The organism is [Clostridium] hylemonae DSM 15053, from assembly GCF_008281175.1.
GTDB classification, from domain to species: Bacteria; Bacillota; Clostridia; order Lachnospirales; family Lachnospiraceae; genus Extibacter; species Extibacter hylemonae.
In genome coordinates this window covers 1,718,268-1,736,110 of the sequence record NZ_CP036524.1, presented here as the reverse complement: position 1 = coordinate 1,736,110, position 17,843 = coordinate 1,718,268, and the positions used below count along the sequence as shown (strand labels likewise).

Genomic DNA, 17,843 nt, shown 5'->3' with positions numbered 1-17,843 from the left:
GTCACATTATCTGCCGGCATCATATGCTGTTCATCTCAACTTTTCTATGCTGCCTGATTTAATTGCCTCTATATTATCTGCAATCTTCTCTTTCGGCCAGTCCCACCACTTGATTTCCAGCAGTTCAGAGACTGTTTCATCAGAAAAGCGCTTCTTTATCGGTCTTGCGGGCACGCCTCCTACTACCGTGTAGGGCGGCACATCTTTCGTCACAAGCGCCCGTGTCCCGATGATCGCTCCGTCGCCTATCGTGACGCCTGCCAGAATGACAGCTTCATATCCGATCCACACATCATTTCCGACAACGATATCGCCTTTGTTGTCCCACGAATCAGTGACATCTTTCTGGTCCAGTCCCCACTCCTCAAAGAAGAGCGGAAACGGATACGTTGACAATGCATTCATTCTGTGGTTGGCGCTGTTAAAAAGGAAGCGGGCGCCGCACGCAATGGAACAGAACTTGCCGATCACGAGCTTATCGTGATTGATCGGATAGTGGTATAAAACGTTGTTCTTCTCGAACAGAACCGGGTCCTGGACAAAATCATTGTACATCGTGTAATCTCCAACCATTATATTGGGGCTGCTGATTACATTCTTCAAATATATGGTCGCTTTGTCCCCCGTACGTGGATATATGAGTTTCTCTGGAATAGTCATGTGAAGTCCTCCTTCATTTTAATGTATCCTCTTAAACTATTCCAGTCATTGCAATACAGCGCTTCAATGAAAACACCCCTTTTTTAAGTATAAAAGAATTATACACCGTGAGACGCCGAAACTCAATATATGTAAATAATTACCTTATTTTCCAGCCGCTCCAGCTCGTGCCGTCCCATCTGTTTGTGGCCAATCCATTGTCACGCCCAAACAAAATGACCGTGATCTGGTCACTCTTGCGCCTCAGCACAATACCGAGCGTGTATCTGTAATACGTATTCGGTACATTCGTCGTAAATTCTCCGGATGAAATGAGCGAAAACATATATTCTGTATTTAACGCTTCCGCCAGAATATCATTAGACGGCTTCAGATAGGAACCGATATTAAGCACACCACTGTTCACCCGGCCGCTTATGGCCTGCAGCTCTTCATTCAGCTCTCTGCCCTGCCGCGCGTCAAGCGCAAACCCTTCTGTATCTGTAATCAGGTTGTTTGCGATATGCACCGGACCTGCCGGGCCCTGCTCTCCTTTATCGCCTTTCGGGCCTGCCGGACCGACAGCTCCGGTGTCGCCTTTTTCTCCCTTTGGCCCCTGGGGGCCGGCTGCTCCTGCAGGTCCCTGCACACCGGCGGCTCCCGGATCACCTTTAGGTCCTGCCGCCCCGATTGGCCCCTGAGGACCGGCGGCTCCGGTGTCGCCTTTTGGACCTGTAGCGCCCTGCGGGCCTGTGGCTCCTGTCGGGCCCTGCGGGCCTGTCAGTCCCTGAGGTCCCGTAGCCCCCTGTGGGCCTGCAGCTCCTGTCAGACCCTGAGGGCCTGCCGGACCGGGATCACCTTTGTCTCCTTTGGGGCCGGTGGCCTCTACACCTGTGTCAGTGTCACCGAGAAACCAGTTGCCGTTCGCCCCGATGTGCGGCGTAATGCCGTCATCCCCTCTTGCTTTGACTCCTGTATCATAGTTGTTGATAAACCAGTTGCCGTTTTCACCGATATAGATCTCCGGTATAAAATTCTTGTTTTCTTCCATTTTGTGTTCCTCCTTATGTTTTTGTAAATGCATCTTAACAGTTCACACAGGGACATAGAGGGACACTTTTAATTTTTTTCATATATTTTCAATAAATGAAATACCGCGAAATCTGTGAATTGTGAATTTTACAACACCTAATATACTTCTGCTCTGGCCGCAGTCAGATTCCCCATATTTTTCCCCCGTAAGGCCGGCGATCACTAATATAAGCAGTGTCAAGTATCAATACGCCTGATTCTACGTCTGCATATGCATGAATAGATAAATAGCGGTTAACTATCGCCCTCAAACGCGCCCTCGCATCTTCCAATGGCCTTTGATAGAATTTATTTCCCCGGTGCGCATCCGCGACTTGCTGAGCCCTGTTTACTGCCTGCACTAAAGTATTATAATTTGCGTGATCCGTGCACAAAATACTGAAGTAAAACATTGCTCCATTTGCCCCGCTATCTGAAATATGATCATACAAATTTTCCGGATGTATGACTGAAGTTCTTATCCGGTCATCTAATAACGCACTCCCCTTTACATGTGACTCATCCCGCGGAGTGTTATAATGCACACTCCGGGCAATTCCTGCATAAGCTGCTCCCACGCGTTGGATTACATTCATCTTCTTCACACAGATTCCCGTATTACATCTTATATCTTTCCTTTTATGATCATAACAATACATGGTTTTTCCCTCCTATGATCAATAAGGTTATCATAATTAAAAAAACTTTAAAGTTTTAATTCACGCTTTATCCTATATTGTCACAAAATCATTTTTACCAAAAAGAGAGCCTGTTCCCAGGCTCTCCTGCACCGCCGTTTCCTGATATCCCTCCGTTGATCTGCACATACAGCGTCACAACAATCGTATAACACACGAGAAAAAAAGCGTCAACTTTTTTCTTATTCATTCCTCTGTTCCAGTTTCCATTTCGGTGTGATATACTATTTTTATCTATCAAGCAGGATACAGCAGGACGCCGGCAGTTCTTCCACAGGGACGGCTTTTTACCTGTGAGAGACGCGGCAGATTGAAACAGTTTTGGACGTACAAACAAAGGGGGAATCTATATGAAAAAAATGAGGAAAAGTTTTTGGGCACTGCTGCTGGCGGTGATGATGCTGTACCCGCTCATGCCGGCCGCCGTGTCTGCCGAAGGCACGGACGACTCGCCCTCGCACTGTCCTGCGCACACGGCGCATGATGACACCTGTGGCTACGCGGAGGCAAAAGACGCACTGCCCTGCACCTTTGCTCACCAGCACGACGACACTTGCGGCTGGGACAAGACCCAGGACGCCGTGCCATGCGCGGTGGAGGCGGCCCATGTGCATGACAGCGGATGCGGCTTTTCAAAGGCGGTGGCCGGCAGCCCATGCACCCATAGCTGCAACTTGTGCTCAGTAAGTGCCGATGCTGCCGCACCGACATCGGATATTGGAATCCCTGGCGGTGTGAAGGGGACAGAAGGTGGCACGACCCCCGCCTGCCGGCACATCTATTTTGGCGGCGTGGTGAAAACCGATGTTATGAACGGTAACAGAGACGGCGAATATTCCGACCAGATCCTGTGGCGGGTGCTGGAAAACAGCAGCAGTGAAATGGTACTGCTGGCGGAATATTATCCGGCCTGGAGAAGATTCGCGCCCGCTGCCGGCAATAATAACTATCGGGATTCCGACATCCGGCGCTGGCTGACCGGCAGAACCGTAACCGGCAACACCCGCGAGTTTTTGGGTAACTTCACAGATGCGGAGTTGGCTGCTATTAACAGGCAGCGGGCTTTCGACAGCGGAACCGGCGAGGCTGCGGCAAGTGTGACGTCCGACGCTTCCGGCGACTATTTCTGGCTGCCCTCCAGTGAGGAAGTTAAGGGCACGTGGTTCTCCGGTGGTAACGCGGACAGGAGGGCTCCAGTATATGCCGATCCTTCAAAGGGTGCAAATTGGTGGCTCCGTTCGCCCGGCGGCAGCAAATACAACAATGCGGCGTATGTCAACCTTGACGGCGGCGTCGATGATGACGGCGAATCTATCAGCAACTACTTTGGCGTTCGTCCCGCCTTCAAGCTGAGGCTGTCTTCTGTGCTCTTCCCATCCGCCGCCGTAGGCGGCAAATCCGTGAATGTGGGCGACGGTTTCATAGACGCAGGCACACCGGCGGGGGACTGGAAATTGACGATTTTGGACAGTGATACAGATAACCTGAATCTGACGCGTGCCTACGTTGATACGGAAAATGTAATCCCCGGCACTGCGGCGAAGATTACCTTTGAAGGCGCGAAAACCGGCGGCGATAAAGTAGTTTCCTGTGTGTTGCTCGACAGTGACGGAAATGTGACCCACTATGCAAGGCTGTCCGACAAAGAAAGCGGCAGCGCCTCCATTACCATTCCCGCCGACCTGCCGGCAGGCAGCTATACCCTGCGGGTATACAACGAGCAATTAGGCGGCGACAAACAGACCGATTACGCCAGCACGCCAAAGGATATTCCGCTGGAGGTGGCGATCCCCACCGCCTACCAGCATATCTACTTCGGAGATGTTCAAAGAACCGATAAAGACGATCACGGAAATCGGGACGGTGAGTATACCGATCAAATCCTGTGGCGGGTACTTGACAACAGTAACGGGGAATTGATGATGATGCCGGAGTTTTTTCCCGCTTATCGAATGTTCACTTATCCTGATGGCGGTAATAATTATGCGACCTCCGATATTCGGAGCTGGCTGAACGGTGATGCTGCTGTTATGTCTACCAGCCGGGAATTTCTGAACAACTTCACGGCAGCGGAGCTTTCGGCTATCAATAAGCAAAGAGTATATGATAAAGATGGCGTGGCAACAGAAACGGTTACAGCGGATAATGACGGCGACTTTTTCTGGCTGCTCTCCCGCAGTGAAGCCGAGAATGAGAAGTATTTCCCCAGTGGGCATGCGGACAGGCGCGCGCGCATTTATGCGAGACCATCCGACAGTTCGGAATGGAGCCTGAGAACGCCCCTGAGTGAATCGTCTCTCTTCGCCCATATGGTGAACGCAGACGGTGGTACGGGGTGGAGCAAAATCACGACTTCTCCGACCGCCATTCGCCCCGCTTTCAAGCTGAGGCTGTCCTCTGTACTCTTCCCATCCGCCGCCGAGGGCGGCAAATCCGTGAACGTGGGCGACGGCTTCATAGACGCAGGCGCGCCGGCAGGGGATTGGAAATTGACGATTTTGGACAATGATACCGGTAATCTGAGCCTGACGAACGCCGACGCCGGGGAAAAGACGGTAAGCCCCGGCGATACGGTGGAGATTACCTTTGCAGGCGCAAAAATCGGCGGCGGCAAGGTGGTTTCCTGTGTGCTGGCGGACGAAAGCGGAAAGGTGACCCACTATGCCAAGCTGTCCGACAAAGAAAGCGGCAGCGCTCTTCTTTCCATCCCCGCTGACCTGCCGCCGGCGCTCTATACCTTGCAGGTGTACAATGAGCAGTTAAGCGGCGGTAAGAAGACCGATTACGCCAGCAGACCGGTGAATATTCCCCTTACGGTCAAGGAGAACACCCCTGCCGCCACCTATACCGTCACCTTTATCAGCGGCAGCACGACAGTCAAGGAGGTGCCCGGCATCCAGCCGAACCAGACAGTAGGCAGCGAGTGGCCCGACACCCCTTTCAAGAGCGGAAATACCTTTGGTGGCTGGTTCACCGGGCAAAACGGAGCAGGCATCCAATATACGAAAACGACGCCCATCAATGGCGATGTGACCCTGTACGCCAAGTGGACGCCGGTCAGCGGCCCAACCTATTCCTACCGCACGCTCACGGATCCCATTACACGCGTGAAGGTGAGCGGCTCTTTCACCAGCAACGCGGTTCTGGCAGTGAAAAAGAGCAGCCTGCATGAAAAAGGCTCCTACGCGGCGTGCGGCGATATCCGCGAGAGACAGAACGGAGGCGGGCTGATCGTGCTGCACGACATCAGCCTGTCCTCCGGCAAATATATCGGCGGCCTCATTGTGGAGATTCCCGTGGGCAGCAAACACAACGGCCGGGAAGTGTTGATGATCCACTGCAAGGACAAGGTGCTGGAGCGCCGGACTGTCAAGGTGGAGAACGGCGTGGCAAAAGGCTCATTTTTCAGCCTGTCTCCCTTCGCGGTGGCGGTTCCGCCCAGCGGTACGGCCGCCATCAACGCTTCCACCGCTTCGCAGACCGGCGATACGGCGAATCTGCTGCCCTGGCTGCTGACAATGCTGTCGGTCCTTGCAGGCTGCGCCCTCCTGCTGCTCTATCGGAAAAGAAACACAAAGGATTAAAAGGGAGGAGCGCACATGAAGTATCCAGCTTTTGGTCTTGGATACACACGGGCAGAATATAGGCGTCAGACGAAAGTGCCCAACTTCGTCTGCAAGATTTATTTACCGGCTTCAGCAACGGTTTTTTCTGCGGCTGTAGGGTGAAGGGATGAGATTCCTTCACCCATTTTTGTTTGTCTGGCGCAGGGCCTGACAAACAAAAAAACACCGGAAACCGTTGGTATCACAGTATCCGGTGTTTTAAGTTAACTGCGGATGGTGGGACTTGAACCCACACGAGGTCGCCCCCGCAAGATTTTGAGTCTTGTGCGTCTGCCATTCCGCCACATCCGCTCATCCCGGCTTTTCCAAGCCGAGATTTATTGTATCATATTGTTTCGATAATTACAATAATTTTTTTATAAAAGTGATGCATTGTCCAATGCGGTCAAATCATCGTCCGGAATATAATAAACACCGTCTTTGTCCGGCTTCACATGGATAGTCACGACCTGCTCATCTCCGTAAGTCGGATTGGCGATTTTTTCTGAAAGAATATCGTACATCTTGCCATAGACCATCTCATTGATCTTATCCTCGCTCGGAATCTCGTCCGCATCGCCAAGTTCTGCCTGCACTGCGCTGAGCACCTCATCGTCAAGCCCTTCAAACGCATTCAGCGGCTTAATCTTTACATCGACAGTAAAGGAATCATCATCCGCTTCCTTGGCGTCGCCAAGCTTATAATTCACCTGCTTACCGACCTCAAGGAAAAGATCTCTGTAATTTTTGACCATGTCCTCAGATAAGGTAGACTCATCAATCCCGGCGTCTGCAAGGAGCTCGTCCAGATTGCCCTCATACATTTCTTTCGCTTCCTTCTCCGTGGTATCCGTCTGCTCCATGTAAGCTTTGAACTCACCTTTGTATTGGGCGTCCAGCACCGACTGGGCGTACGCCTTTGCATCTTCCTTGGACATGCCCTGGCAGCCGCTCAGTAATACCATAACAAGTACGAGCAAAAGCGCAAGCAGGCTCTTTTTCTTAGTTTTCATCATTGTTACCCTCCTACATAAAGTATTAATGATACCATTATATATCAGCACCCCGGAAAAAGCAATTTTCATCTCATATTCAGCAGTTTCTTACCGATATCAAAGCAGTCAAAGGTTGCAAAGTAATCGGCCGGTGTCTCTGCGCGTCTTATAAGCTGCGCGCTCCCGTCTTCTTTCAATAGAAGTTCCGCTGATTTCAGTTTGCCGTTATAATTGTACCCCATGGAGAAGCCATGGGCCCCCGTATCGTGGATCACGAGAATGTCACCCATCTCAACTTTAGGGAGCATACGGTCGATCGCAAATTTATCATTATTCTCGCAGAGGGAACCGACAACATCATACTTGTGGTCACATGGGCAGTCCTCCCTGCCCATCACAGTTACATGGTGATATGCTCCGTACATTGCCGGGCGCATGAGATTCACAGCGCAGGCATCCACACCGATGTACTCTTTGTGTGTGTGCTTTTCGTGGATCGCCTCTGTCACAAGACATCCATATGGACCGAGCATAAAACGTCCGAGTTCTGTATATATCTCCACATCTCCCATTCCTGCCGGGACGAGGACTTCTTCATATACGCGCCGCACACCGTCCCCGATGATCCTTATATCATTCGGTTCCTGATCCGGCGTGTAGGGGATGCCGATTCCTCCCGAAAGGTTGATGAACTTAATGTGTACGCCTGTCTCCTTCTGAAGCCGGACGGCTTCTTCAAATAATATCTTGGCAAGCATCGGATAATATTCGTTCGTCACCGTGTTGCTGGCAAGAAATGCATGAATTCCAAATTCCTCGGCCCCTTTGGACTTTAATATCTTAAACGCTTCAAACAGCTGCTCTGTCGTCATACCGTATTTGGAGTCGCCCGGATTATCCATGATGTCATTACTGATCTTAAACAGTCCTCCCGGATTATAACGGCAGCTGATCGTCTTCGGGATATAACCGATCGTCTCCTCCAGAAACTCTATATGTGTAATATCATCCAGGTTGATGATCGCCCCCAGCTTCTCCGCGTATATGAACTCTTCCGCCGGTGTATCATTTGAGGAAAACATGATGTCGTCCCCTGTCGCTCCTACCGCCTCAGACAGCATAAGTTCCGTATAAGAGGAACAGTCGCAGCCGCAGCCATACTCTCTGAGTATATCGATAAGGTACGGATTTGGAGTCGCCTTTACGGCAAAATATTCTTTGTATCCTTTATTCCATGAAAACGCATCCCGCAGTGCCTGCATATTCCTGCGTATTCCTTTCTCATCATATAAATGAAACGGCGTCGGATAGTCTTTGATGATCTCGTCCAACTGCTCTTTTGTCACAAATGTTTCTTTTTTCATGATTCTCTGTTCTCCTCCCGTAACGCAAGTAATTTTATCTCATTTCCCAGAGCTCTCTTGTACAGCTCCACAAAATTCTTCTGACCGGAATACAGGCACGTGTTCAGGCTCCCTTCCCCATATTCTCCTGTGAGTACATACTTTGAATCTGTAATAAGTCCTATCTGCATCCCTCTGTCCTCTCCGAGATATACCTTCACATTGGCAAGATGGACCGGACGGTCCGTGATGATCACTACCTTCCTGCGGGCAGCGACAAGGTCCTCCAGTTCACGCACAAAAAGGAGCAGATAATTTCTCGTACATGATATGTACACTCTGCTCTCCGCCTGGGCAAGCAGGTTCTTCATCTTATCAAGTATATGGCGGGCTCCTTCTATCGTTATATATCCTTCCGCACTGCTCTTTTCCGTGGGCAGATGGGATATGAGCCAGTTTCTGGATTCCTCAAGCATCCTCAGATGGTTTTTACAGAACTCTCTGAGCGGCACCGGCACGTACTTTCTCGTAGTACCTTCTTCCACCAGATACGCCCCGCCTTTCTCCGTAAGGCTGGCCAGAGAATTATATGCATTGGATCTGGAAATTCCTATTAACTTAGCCACCTCATACCCTGTCGTCTTGCCTTCGCCCAAAAGGCACTGGTAGATGGCGGCCTCCTGCCTCGTAAGACCAAACTCCAGCAGACGCTCCACAAATGTCGTACTTTCCATCATTTTGTCCTTCACTTTCTTCTAGTAGTTCTCCATAGGAACACTATAGTACATTCCATTTTTTCTGTCAATATTAAAATTTATATAAAAACAAGATTCCATATAAAAATCTTATTAACAGATATCCTCCGGCTCCATAACCGGCTCCGGCAGACTGATATCCTCCAGCCCAAACAGATATATTTCTGAGCAATCAGCAAAATCTTCTGTCTTTGTGTTCAAAATATACTGTCTATTCATCTGTGTCTTTAAATCAGAGTGCCGCTTTCCTATCCCAAAACTCCCCTGCTCCCGGCGGTATGCCGCAACTGCCTGTTGCTGCAGTATCAGTCCGTCGATCACAGAATCCGCTGTTTCCCGCAGAAAATCGGAAAAATCAAATGCAAAAAAACTCTCACCCGAAGATGTATTATTAAAGTCATAACCAAACATGAAATCAGATGTAATATGTATATAAAGTGTGCCCAGCTTTTTTCTCTTCTGCCCTTCTCTACTCCTTAAGTAATCTATTTTCCATGACTCTCCTGGCCTGATTCCTGTCATTCTAAAGTAATTTGATCTGAACTCATAACTCAGTCTATTGAAGATACACTGCGGTTTTGGCTGCATAAGTGACTTAATGTTTGCGTCCGGCTCCGTTTTTACCCTGTCCTCCTGTATCCCATATAGGTTCGCATACCAATGCGCATTTGAAGCTTCATTATCTATCAGTGATTTACCGACAGCATCTTCAATAAATAAAGAGTCTCTCGTAATAGGATCCACATTGATCCTCGTAGCCAGGTGCCCTTTCCATCCAATTTCCTCATTCAGCGGGCTCCCAGGGCTTATGCTGAAATCCGCCGCTTCACAAATGTCGGCGCCGCCGCTGAGCAATATGCTCCGCTTATTGGCTGACATGGCGCATCCTGTCGGGAACTCGGGCTTAAACGGGATATACAGACATTCCATTGTCACCTGCGACATGCGCAGTTCTAATTCACTGCGGACCACATCCATGATCAGTCTGCAATCATTTTTCTGCCTCTGTGAAAGAATTTCGTAAGGAGGCCCAACTTCAGGCTTTACATACTGTACTAATTTCGGCCATATTTTCTCCAGAATTTCTTTCATGGCATAAACCGCATACAGTATGTCCATTCCCAGGGCAGCTGCGGTAATGCGCTGTTCAGGGTCAGCTGACATATGATGAGCGGTCAGTCCTTTCAAAATTGTGTCTATATCCTGGTACACCACTGGAGCTTGTATTTTAGTGTCGCCGCTTATCAGAGCATCGATCATCAAATCCAAAGAATCGACCGCACGGATCGCCTCGGTAAGATAACTCTTCTGAAGCTCAAGCCGTTCTGCCGCATGCACTTGTTCCTCATTCGTACGTTCCCGTCCTCCCGCCTTTTTTACCATGTTATCTAAATGACGTATTTGGATATCAGACTCCGGCACAGGTCCCTGCACAAAAACATTATAAATTGACCGGCTGTCCTCCGGATCGATAATACTTCCCATCACAGATATGCCAAGAGGACGGAACTCAGCAGGAATAAAGGGGCAGTCGTTCCGAATATAGATGGTTGCTGCTTCATTCTTCTTTACCATTATATGCCGCTTCCCATCGGGCCCTGGGGCCGACTTCCTGAAGTCTGTGCCCGGCACTGCTGTATGTCTTTGTATCGTTTGCCCCGACTCTGATGTACCTGCATTTACATTTAAATGCCTTTTTCTTTCCGCCCTGTCTTTGTTTTTTTCTTTATAATCGTACATATTCGGCCTCCACTTTTTCTCAAAGTTCACCCTGGATCCTTGCCTTAACATTAAAAAGGGCACAGAAATACCTGTGCCCTCTAACTAATCTATAACCGCTATTCGCATCATATTGCTGACGCCTTCTTTTGACCGCTTTATATTTGGAGACGGTATTCCTGCCGTCAGCACAATAATGTCTCCCGGCTCTACCACCTGCTTGGCGCTTATCAGTTCGATGGCGCCTGTCAGGATATCCTCCGTCGTATTGAACTCAATGGATTTATACGGTCTCACACCCCAGTATATCTGCATTCTTCTCAGTGTCGACTCATTCGGGGTCACACCTATAATGTCTGCCTTTGGCTTGAACTTTGATACTACTCTCGCCGTAGCGCCGGAAACAGACGGAGTCACGATACATTTTGCACCGAGATTGTCCGCCGCCGCTACCGACGCGTAACCGATGGCGCTGGAAATGCCCTTTCTCTTATGTTCCGCCGCCTTCTCCAGAATCACCTCGTAGTCAAGGTGCTCCTCCGTATTCTCCACAATGTGCACCATCATCTGGAGCGCTTCCAGCGGATATTTCCCCTGCGCCGTCTCGCCGGAGAGCATCACGGCATCGGTGCCGTCATATACCGCGTTCGCAACGTCGGTCACCTCCGCTCTTGTCGGGCGCGGGTTGCGGATCATGGAGTCCAGCATCTGCGTGGCGGTGATGACAGGTTTATAATAATCATTGCATTTCTGTATAAGCATCTTCTGCAGATAAGGTACTTCCTCAGCCGGTATCTCCACACCGAGATCGCCGCGGGCTACCATAACACCGTCCGCACACCGTATGATCTCTTCAATATTTTTGATCCCCTCGGCATTTTCGATCTTGGCGATGATCGGGATATACGGAGAACCGCACTCTTTGAGCCATGCCCTGATCTCCAGGATGCATTCCGCATTTCTTACAAATGACGCCGCGATAAAGTCCACTTCCTGCTCAACGCCGAATTTAATATCCTCTTTATCCTTTTGCGTAATGGCCGGAAGACGTATCGGCACATTCGGCACATTGACCCCTTTGCGTTCTCCAAGCTCGCCGCCGTTGTCTACCGTACAGATGATATCCGTATCTGTCTTTTCGCGCACGGTCAGCTCTATGAGACCGTCATCGATGAGAATTTTCTTTCCGATCTGGACGTCCTCCACAAGCCCCCCATATGTAATGGATACTCCTGCCGCGTCCCCATCTATTTCTTTTGTCGTCAGTACGAATTTATCGCCGGCATTCAGAGTGACTTTTTTACCGCCTTTTAATACTCCAGTACGTATCTCGGGACCTTTCGTATCAAGCAGAATGGCGATGGGTTTTTTCTCTTCTTCCCGGATCTTCTTGAGCATATCCATTCTGGACTTCTGCTCTTCGTGGTCGCCGTGGGAAAAGTTAAAACGCGCAATGTCCATGCCGTTTTGAACAAGCCTTCTCATCAGACCTGCATCATTCGTATTTGGTCCCATAGTACAGATTATTTTCGTTTTCTTCATAGTCATACCTCTCTATATTCTCTCTTTCACTATTACTTTACATGTGTGTGCGTAAACAGATGATCCTGGCAGTATTCGTAATTGCCGCTGCATTTGGAACAGTATCTGAACTCCAGATTCGGGTCGTCGAGCTCTGTCCTGCCGCATACCGCACATTTGTGTCTCGCTCCGTTTTCATATACGTTATCCGGCCTTCTCGCCTGCTGTACTTTTTTATAAAATTCTTTCTTCCTTTTCACCTGCTTCGGAGAATAAGGCTTCATGTTCCGCGAACCGAGGAAAAAGATGACAAAATTGAGAAGAGAAACTGCCGCGGCGAGTGCATTTGCCTTATAATAAATGCCGTAAACACCTCCGCCGTAAGACGGCAGGAACGCCTGGACAACCGCCCAGATAAAGTAAGCCCCGTCCAGCCATGCCAGCCACTTTACCTTCACCGGTATAATGAAGAACAGCAGAAACTGTACGTCCGGATACAGCGCGGCGAATGCAAAAAACAGAGACAGATTCAGATACCATACGTCAAGAGGCAGGGATAATCCTGTCAGTAAGTATGCCAGAATCGCGGCGATCACATGGAACAGCATCCCCGCAAAAAAATACAGGTTAAAACGGAACGCCCCCCACGCCATCTCAAGCTGCCTGCCGATCAGATAATACAGGTAAAGCGCAAACACAACAAATATAATGCTTTTTGAAGGCGGCTGAATGATAAACGTCAGGATCCTCCACACTTGTCCGTGCAGAATGGCCTCCGCATTCAGGCTCAGATATTGATAATAAAACTGAGGATTCAGAAGATTGAGCACGAAGCCTGCCCCATATAAGATAATAATATAATACATCAGATTCGGAATGGCATATCTGCCGAATTTCCGCTCAAGTTTATTCAACCAATTCATATATTTACTCCCTGCTTTCATATGTTAGACACTGTAGACATTCTACCGTTTCATAGTCTGTTTGTCAATTTATACCTATGAAGTTTAACAGCAATTTTATAAATCTATTACTTTTGTGAATTGTCTTTTCGCATTTTTTGTCGTATAATGTTACAAGTTGTAAATAGCTTACTACATTTAATAAGAAGTAATACATATTTTTCCAGTATAAGGAGTACATATCATGAGTCATAAAGAATTATATACATTGGGTATTGATATCGGCTCAACCACGGTAAAAATTGCCGTTTTGGACGAAGCCGGCGACGTTGTCTTCTCGGACTATGAAAGACACTTTGCCAATATTCAGGAAACCCTCTCCGATCTTCTCGGAAGAGCGGTCTATAAACTGGGACCGATCCAGGTGTCGCCGGTCATTACCGGTTCCGGCGGGCTTACGCTTGCCAAGCACCTTGCAGTTCCTTTCGTGCAGGAGGTCATCGCCGTATCAACCTCCCTGCAGGACTACGCCCCGCAGACAGACGTGGCTATCGAGCTCGGCGGAGAAGACGCTAAGATCATTTATTTTGAGCACGGCAACGTGGAGCAGCGTATGAACGGTGTCTGCGCAGGAGGTACGGGTTCTTTCATCGACCAGATGGCTTCCCTCCTGCAGACAGACGCTTCGGGGCTGAATGAGTATGCGAAAGATTACAAAGCTTTATATTCCATAGCTGCCCGCTGCGGCGTATTTGCAAAATCTGACATACAGCCTCTTATCAATGAAGGGGCTTCCAAAGAAGACCTGGCTGCCTCCATCTTTCAGGCAGTTGTAAACCAGACGATCAGCGGTCTCGCATGCGGTAAGCCGATACGAGGCCACGTGGCTTTTCTTGGCGGTCCGCTTCACTTCCTGTCTGAGCTTAAGGAAGCGTTTGTGCGCACGCTGAAGCTCGATGACGAGCATACGATCGCACCGAAGCATTCGCACCTTTTTGCCGCCATCGGCTCGGCACTCAGTTCCAAAAAGGATCTGGACATACCGATCCAGGAGATGCAGAACCGCCTTGCAGGCAAGATAAAGATGGAGTTTGAAGTCGACCGAATGGAGCCTCTCTTTTCCAGTGAGGCGGACTATCTGGAATTCAAGGAACGCCATGAAAAGCATCAGGTTCCGGTCAAGGACCTTGCAACTTATAAAGGCAAAGCATTCCTCGGTATCGACGCCGGTTCCACAACTACCAAAGCCGCCCTTGTAGGCGAAGACGGCACCCTGCTCTACTCTTTTTACCACAACAATGAAGGAGATCCGCTCGGGACAACTATCTCTGCCATAAAAGACATTTACAGCCAGCTGCCGGAAGACGTTGAGATCGTACATTCCTGCTCCACCGGATACGGGGAAGCATTGATCAAGGCTGCCCTTCTGCTGGATGAGGGGGAGGTAGAAACAGTCTCACACTATTATGCCGCCTCGTTCTTTGAGCCGGATGTAGACTGTATCCTCGACATCGGCGGACAGGACATGAAATGCATCAAGATCAAGAACCAGACCGTGGACAGTGTACAGCTCAATGAAGCGTGCTCTTCCGGCTGCGGTTCTTTTATTGAGACGTTTGCCAAATCACTGAACTATACGGTGGAAGACTTCGCGCATGAGGCCCTTTTTGCCAGAAATCCGATCGATCTCGGCACACGGTGCACCGTATTCATGAATTCAAAGGTAAAGCAGGCACAGAAGGAGGGGGCCGAAGTGGCCGATATCTCCGCGGGACTCGCCTATTCTGTTATCAAGAACGCTCTGTTTAAAGTCATTAAAGTGTCAAGTGCTGCAGAGCTCGGCAGCCACATTGTCGTTCAGGGGGGTACCTTCTACAACAATGCGGTCCTTAGAAGCTTTGAGAAAATTGCCGGCTGCCGCGCCATACGTCCTGACATCGCAGGGATCATGGGCGCCTTCGGCGCTGCCCTGATCGCGCGGGAACGTTACATAGACTGCGAAGGAACGACCATGCTCTCCATTGAGGACATCAATGCCCTGGAATACCGGACAACCATGACAAAATGTAAACGCTGTACAAACAACTGCCGGCTTACTGTCAATCATTTCAGCGGCGGACGCAAGTTTATCACCGGCAACCGCTGCGAACGCGGACTTGGCAAGGAAAAGAACGAAAACAAGCTGCCGAACCTGTTTGATTATAAGACGAGACGCTACTTTGACTACACTCCGCTCAGCGATGAAGAGGCAGTCCGCGGTATCATCGGTATTCCCCGCGTACTGAACATGTATGAGAATTATCCGTTCTGGTTTACCTTTTTCACAAAGCTTGGATTCAGGGTCGTGCTGACGCCTGCCTCCACCCGCAAAATATATGAGCTTGGGATCGAATCCATTCCGAGCGAATCTGAATGCTACCCTGCCAAACTGGCTCACGGACACATTCAGTGGCTCATCGACGAGGGCATTGAGCATATTTTCTACCCGTCCATCCCCTATGAGCGCAATGAGTTTGCAGACGCCAACAATCACTATAACTGTCCGATCGTTACATCCTATCCGGAAAACATCAAGAACAATATTGATGCCATTGCCAACGGGGAAGTAGATTTCATACATCCATTTATATCTTTTGCAGATGAAGCTGCCCTGGCTCACCGCCTGACAGAGGAACTGGCCAAAAAGTTCTCTATCCTGGAGGACGATATCAAAGCGGCCGTCCATGAAGCGTGGCAGGAACTGGAGGCATGCAGGGATGATATGAGACGTAAAGGTGAGGAAACGCTCAAGTTCCTGAAGGAGACCGGAAACCGGGGCATCGTCCTGGCGGGACGCCCCTACCACATTGACCCGGAAGTCAACCACGGTCTGCCGGAACTCATTAATTCTTATAATATCGCCGTGCTCACCGAAGATGCCATCTCCCACTTAAACCCGGTGGAGCGTCCGCTCAATGTCATGGACCAGTGGATGTATCATTCAAGACTGTACGCGGCGGCCAACTATGTGAAAACAGTAGACAATCTGGATCTCATACAGCTGAATTCCTTCGGCTGCGGGCTGGACGCCGTCACAACCGACCAGGTGGCCGATATACTGACGGATTCTGATAAAATATACACTTCTCTTAAGATCGATGAGGTAAATAACCTCGGAGCCGCAAGGATCCGTGTACGTTCACTTCTTGCCGCCATCCGCGTCAGAGAACAGCGAAGCACGAAGCGCACCGTCACTTCCTCGGCGATCGAAAAGGTGCCGTTCACAAAAGAGATGCGCAGCGATTATACGATCCTCTGCCCTCAGATGTCACCTATGCACTTTGAGCTGCTTGAACCGGCATTCCGCGCTTCCGGATATAAGGTAGACGTACTGCCCAACGACAACAAACAGGCAGTAGATGTTGGACTGAAGTATGTCAATAACGATGCTTGTTATCCTTCTCTTATGGTCGTCGGACAGATCATGGAAGCGATCCTTTCCGGGAAATATGACACCGACAAGTTGGCGGTCATCATCAGCCAGACCGGAGGCGGGTGCCGTGCCTCCAATTACATCGGCTTTATCCGCAGGGCTCTTAAGAAAGCCGGATATTCCCATATTCCGGTCATTTCCATCAACTTAAGCGGGCTGGAAGGAAACCCGGGATTTAAGATCACTCCCGCCCTCGCGCTGCGCGGCGTATACGCTGCCATATTTGGAGATATCTTTATGAAATGCGTATACAGACTGCGCCCGTATGAGGCGGTTCCCGGTTCCGTAAACGCTATGCACAGGAAATGGGTAAAGGTGTGTGCTGAATTTGTATCGGCCGGATATCCTTCCAGACGCAGGTTCAAAAAGCTGTGCAGGGAGATCATTGAAGATTTTGACAACAACATAGAATTACTTGATGTGAAGAAGCCGAGAGTCGGTGTCGTCGGGGAGATACTTGTGAAGTTCCTTCCGGCTGCCAATAACCATCTTGTGGATCTTCTGGAAAATGAAGGCGCTGAGGCCGTGGTACCGGATCTGCTCGACTTTTTGCTCTACTGCTTCTACAACCAGAATTTCAAGGTATCACATCTTGGATTTAAGAAGTCCAAAGCGACAATGGGCAATCTCGGCATCAAAGTGCTGGAGTGGTTCCGTGCCCCGGCGACAGAGGCCTTCAGAGCCAGCAGACATTTTGACCCGCCCGCGCATATCGAGGACCTTGGACGCATGGCATCTGAGATCGTCTCCCTCGGCAACCAGACAGGGGAGGGATGGTTCCTCACCGGTGAGATGCTGGAACTGATCCACAGCGGCGCATCCAACATTGTATGTACACAGCCCTTTGCCTGCCTGCCGAATCACGTTGTGGGCAAAGGTGTCATAAAGGAGCTGCGCAGACGGTATCCGAAGTCCAATGTAGTCGCCATTGACTTTGACCCCGGCGCCAGCGAGGTCAACCAGCTGAACCGCATCAAACTGATGCTGTCGACCGCCAATAAGAATATGGAGGGGTAATAGCCGGATCACGGCAGAAATTAAAAAACAGGGTGTAAAACTCTCCTAAAGGAAGAATCGCCAGTTCCGGCAAATACCGGTTCTGGCGATTCTTCCTTTGGACTTT

The 17,843-nt window shown here is 49.7% G+C and carries 12 protein-coding genes and 1 tRNA gene; 2 read left to right on the top strand and 11 right to left on the bottom strand.

The features are described 5' to 3' along the window. Positions 1 to 30 precede the first annotated feature (30 nt). The 4 genes from LAJLEIBI_RS07950 to LAJLEIBI_RS18685 all read right to left on the bottom strand — a co-directional run bounded on the left by LAJLEIBI_RS07950 (position 31) and on the right by LAJLEIBI_RS18685 (position 2,598). The gene (locus tag LAJLEIBI_RS07950; RefSeq protein WP_006444165.1) at positions 31 to 660 is read right to left on the bottom strand and encodes a CatB-related O-acetyltransferase; all 630 of its coding nucleotides are present in this window, start codon (positions 658 to 660) and stop codon (positions 31 to 33) included. A 139-nt stretch (positions 661 to 799) separates the two neighbouring features. After that, the gene (locus tag LAJLEIBI_RS18690; protein ID WP_050765526.1) at positions 800 to 1,690 is read right to left on the bottom strand and encodes a collagen-like domain-containing protein; all 891 of its coding nucleotides are present in this window, start codon (positions 1,688 to 1,690) and stop codon (positions 800 to 802) included. A gap of 163 nt (positions 1,691 to 1,853) precedes the next feature. Beyond that, complete coding sequence (locus LAJLEIBI_RS07940; RefSeq protein WP_006444163.1) at positions 1,854 to 2,369, bottom strand: hypothetical protein; 516 nt, start codon at positions 2,367 to 2,369, stop codon at positions 1,854 to 1,856. Between the two features lie 94 nt (positions 2,370 to 2,463). Continuing rightward, complete coding sequence (locus LAJLEIBI_RS18685; RefSeq protein ID WP_279230151.1) at positions 2,464 to 2,598, bottom strand: hypothetical protein; 135 nt, start codon at positions 2,596 to 2,598, stop codon at positions 2,464 to 2,466. Positions 2,599 to 2,758: 160 nt separating this feature from the next. Here LAJLEIBI_RS18685 and LAJLEIBI_RS07935 point away from each other — a divergent pair, with 160 nt between their 5' ends. Continuing rightward, positions 2,759 to 5,992, top strand: coding sequence for a DUF6273 domain-containing protein (locus LAJLEIBI_RS07935; protein WP_006444161.1), 3,234 nt, complete (start codon positions 2,759 to 2,761; stop codon positions 5,990 to 5,992). A 250-nt stretch (positions 5,993 to 6,242) separates the two neighbouring features. On the opposite strand, the gene LAJLEIBI_RS07930 is transcribed toward LAJLEIBI_RS07935, so the two are convergent. The 7 genes from LAJLEIBI_RS07930 to LAJLEIBI_RS07900 form a co-directional block, all read right to left on the bottom strand. After that, a tRNA-Leu gene (locus tag LAJLEIBI_RS07930) sits at positions 6,243 to 6,325 on the bottom strand. 65 nt (positions 6,326 to 6,390) lie between these two features. After that, positions 6,391 to 7,029: a hypothetical protein gene (locus tag LAJLEIBI_RS07925; protein WP_227055195.1), complete on the bottom strand. Its 639-nt coding sequence runs from the start codon at positions 7,027 to 7,029 to the stop codon at positions 6,391 to 6,393. Between the two features lie 65 nt (positions 7,030 to 7,094). Beyond that, positions 7,095 to 8,372 (bottom strand): diaminopimelate decarboxylase, encoded by a 1,278-nt coding sequence (locus LAJLEIBI_RS07920; RefSeq protein WP_006444158.1) that lies wholly within the window; start codon positions 8,370 to 8,372, stop codon positions 7,095 to 7,097. Then, entirely contained in the window at positions 8,369 to 9,085 is a 717-nt protein-coding gene (locus tag LAJLEIBI_RS07915; RefSeq protein ID WP_040435236.1) for a TrmB family transcriptional regulator, read from the bottom strand. Before LAJLEIBI_RS07915 ends, LAJLEIBI_RS07920 begins: the two co-directional genes overlap by 4 nt. 114 nt (positions 9,086 to 9,199) lie before the next feature. Then, a complete protein-coding gene (locus LAJLEIBI_RS07910; RefSeq protein WP_147570395.1) occupies positions 9,200 to 10,681 on the bottom strand; it encodes a hypothetical protein in 1,482 nt (493 codons plus the stop codon). Between the two features lie 249 nt (positions 10,682 to 10,930). Further along, positions 10,931 to 12,367, bottom strand: coding sequence for a pyruvate kinase (pyk, locus tag LAJLEIBI_RS07905; protein WP_040435233.1), 1,437 nt, complete (start codon positions 12,365 to 12,367; stop codon positions 10,931 to 10,933). 32 nt (positions 12,368 to 12,399) lie between these two features. Further along, complete coding sequence (locus tag LAJLEIBI_RS07900) at positions 12,400 to 13,269, bottom strand: rhomboid family intramembrane serine protease (protein ID WP_040435231.1); 870 nt, start codon at positions 13,267 to 13,269, stop codon at positions 12,400 to 12,402. Between the two features lie 223 nt (positions 13,270 to 13,492). Between LAJLEIBI_RS07900 and LAJLEIBI_RS07895 the strand changes: the two genes are divergently transcribed. Beyond that, positions 13,493 to 17,737 (top strand): 2-hydroxyacyl-CoA dehydratase, encoded by a 4,245-nt coding sequence (locus LAJLEIBI_RS07895; RefSeq protein ID WP_006444153.1) that lies wholly within the window; start codon positions 13,493 to 13,495, stop codon positions 17,735 to 17,737. The last annotated feature ends 106 nt before the right edge of the window (positions 17,738 to 17,843 follow it).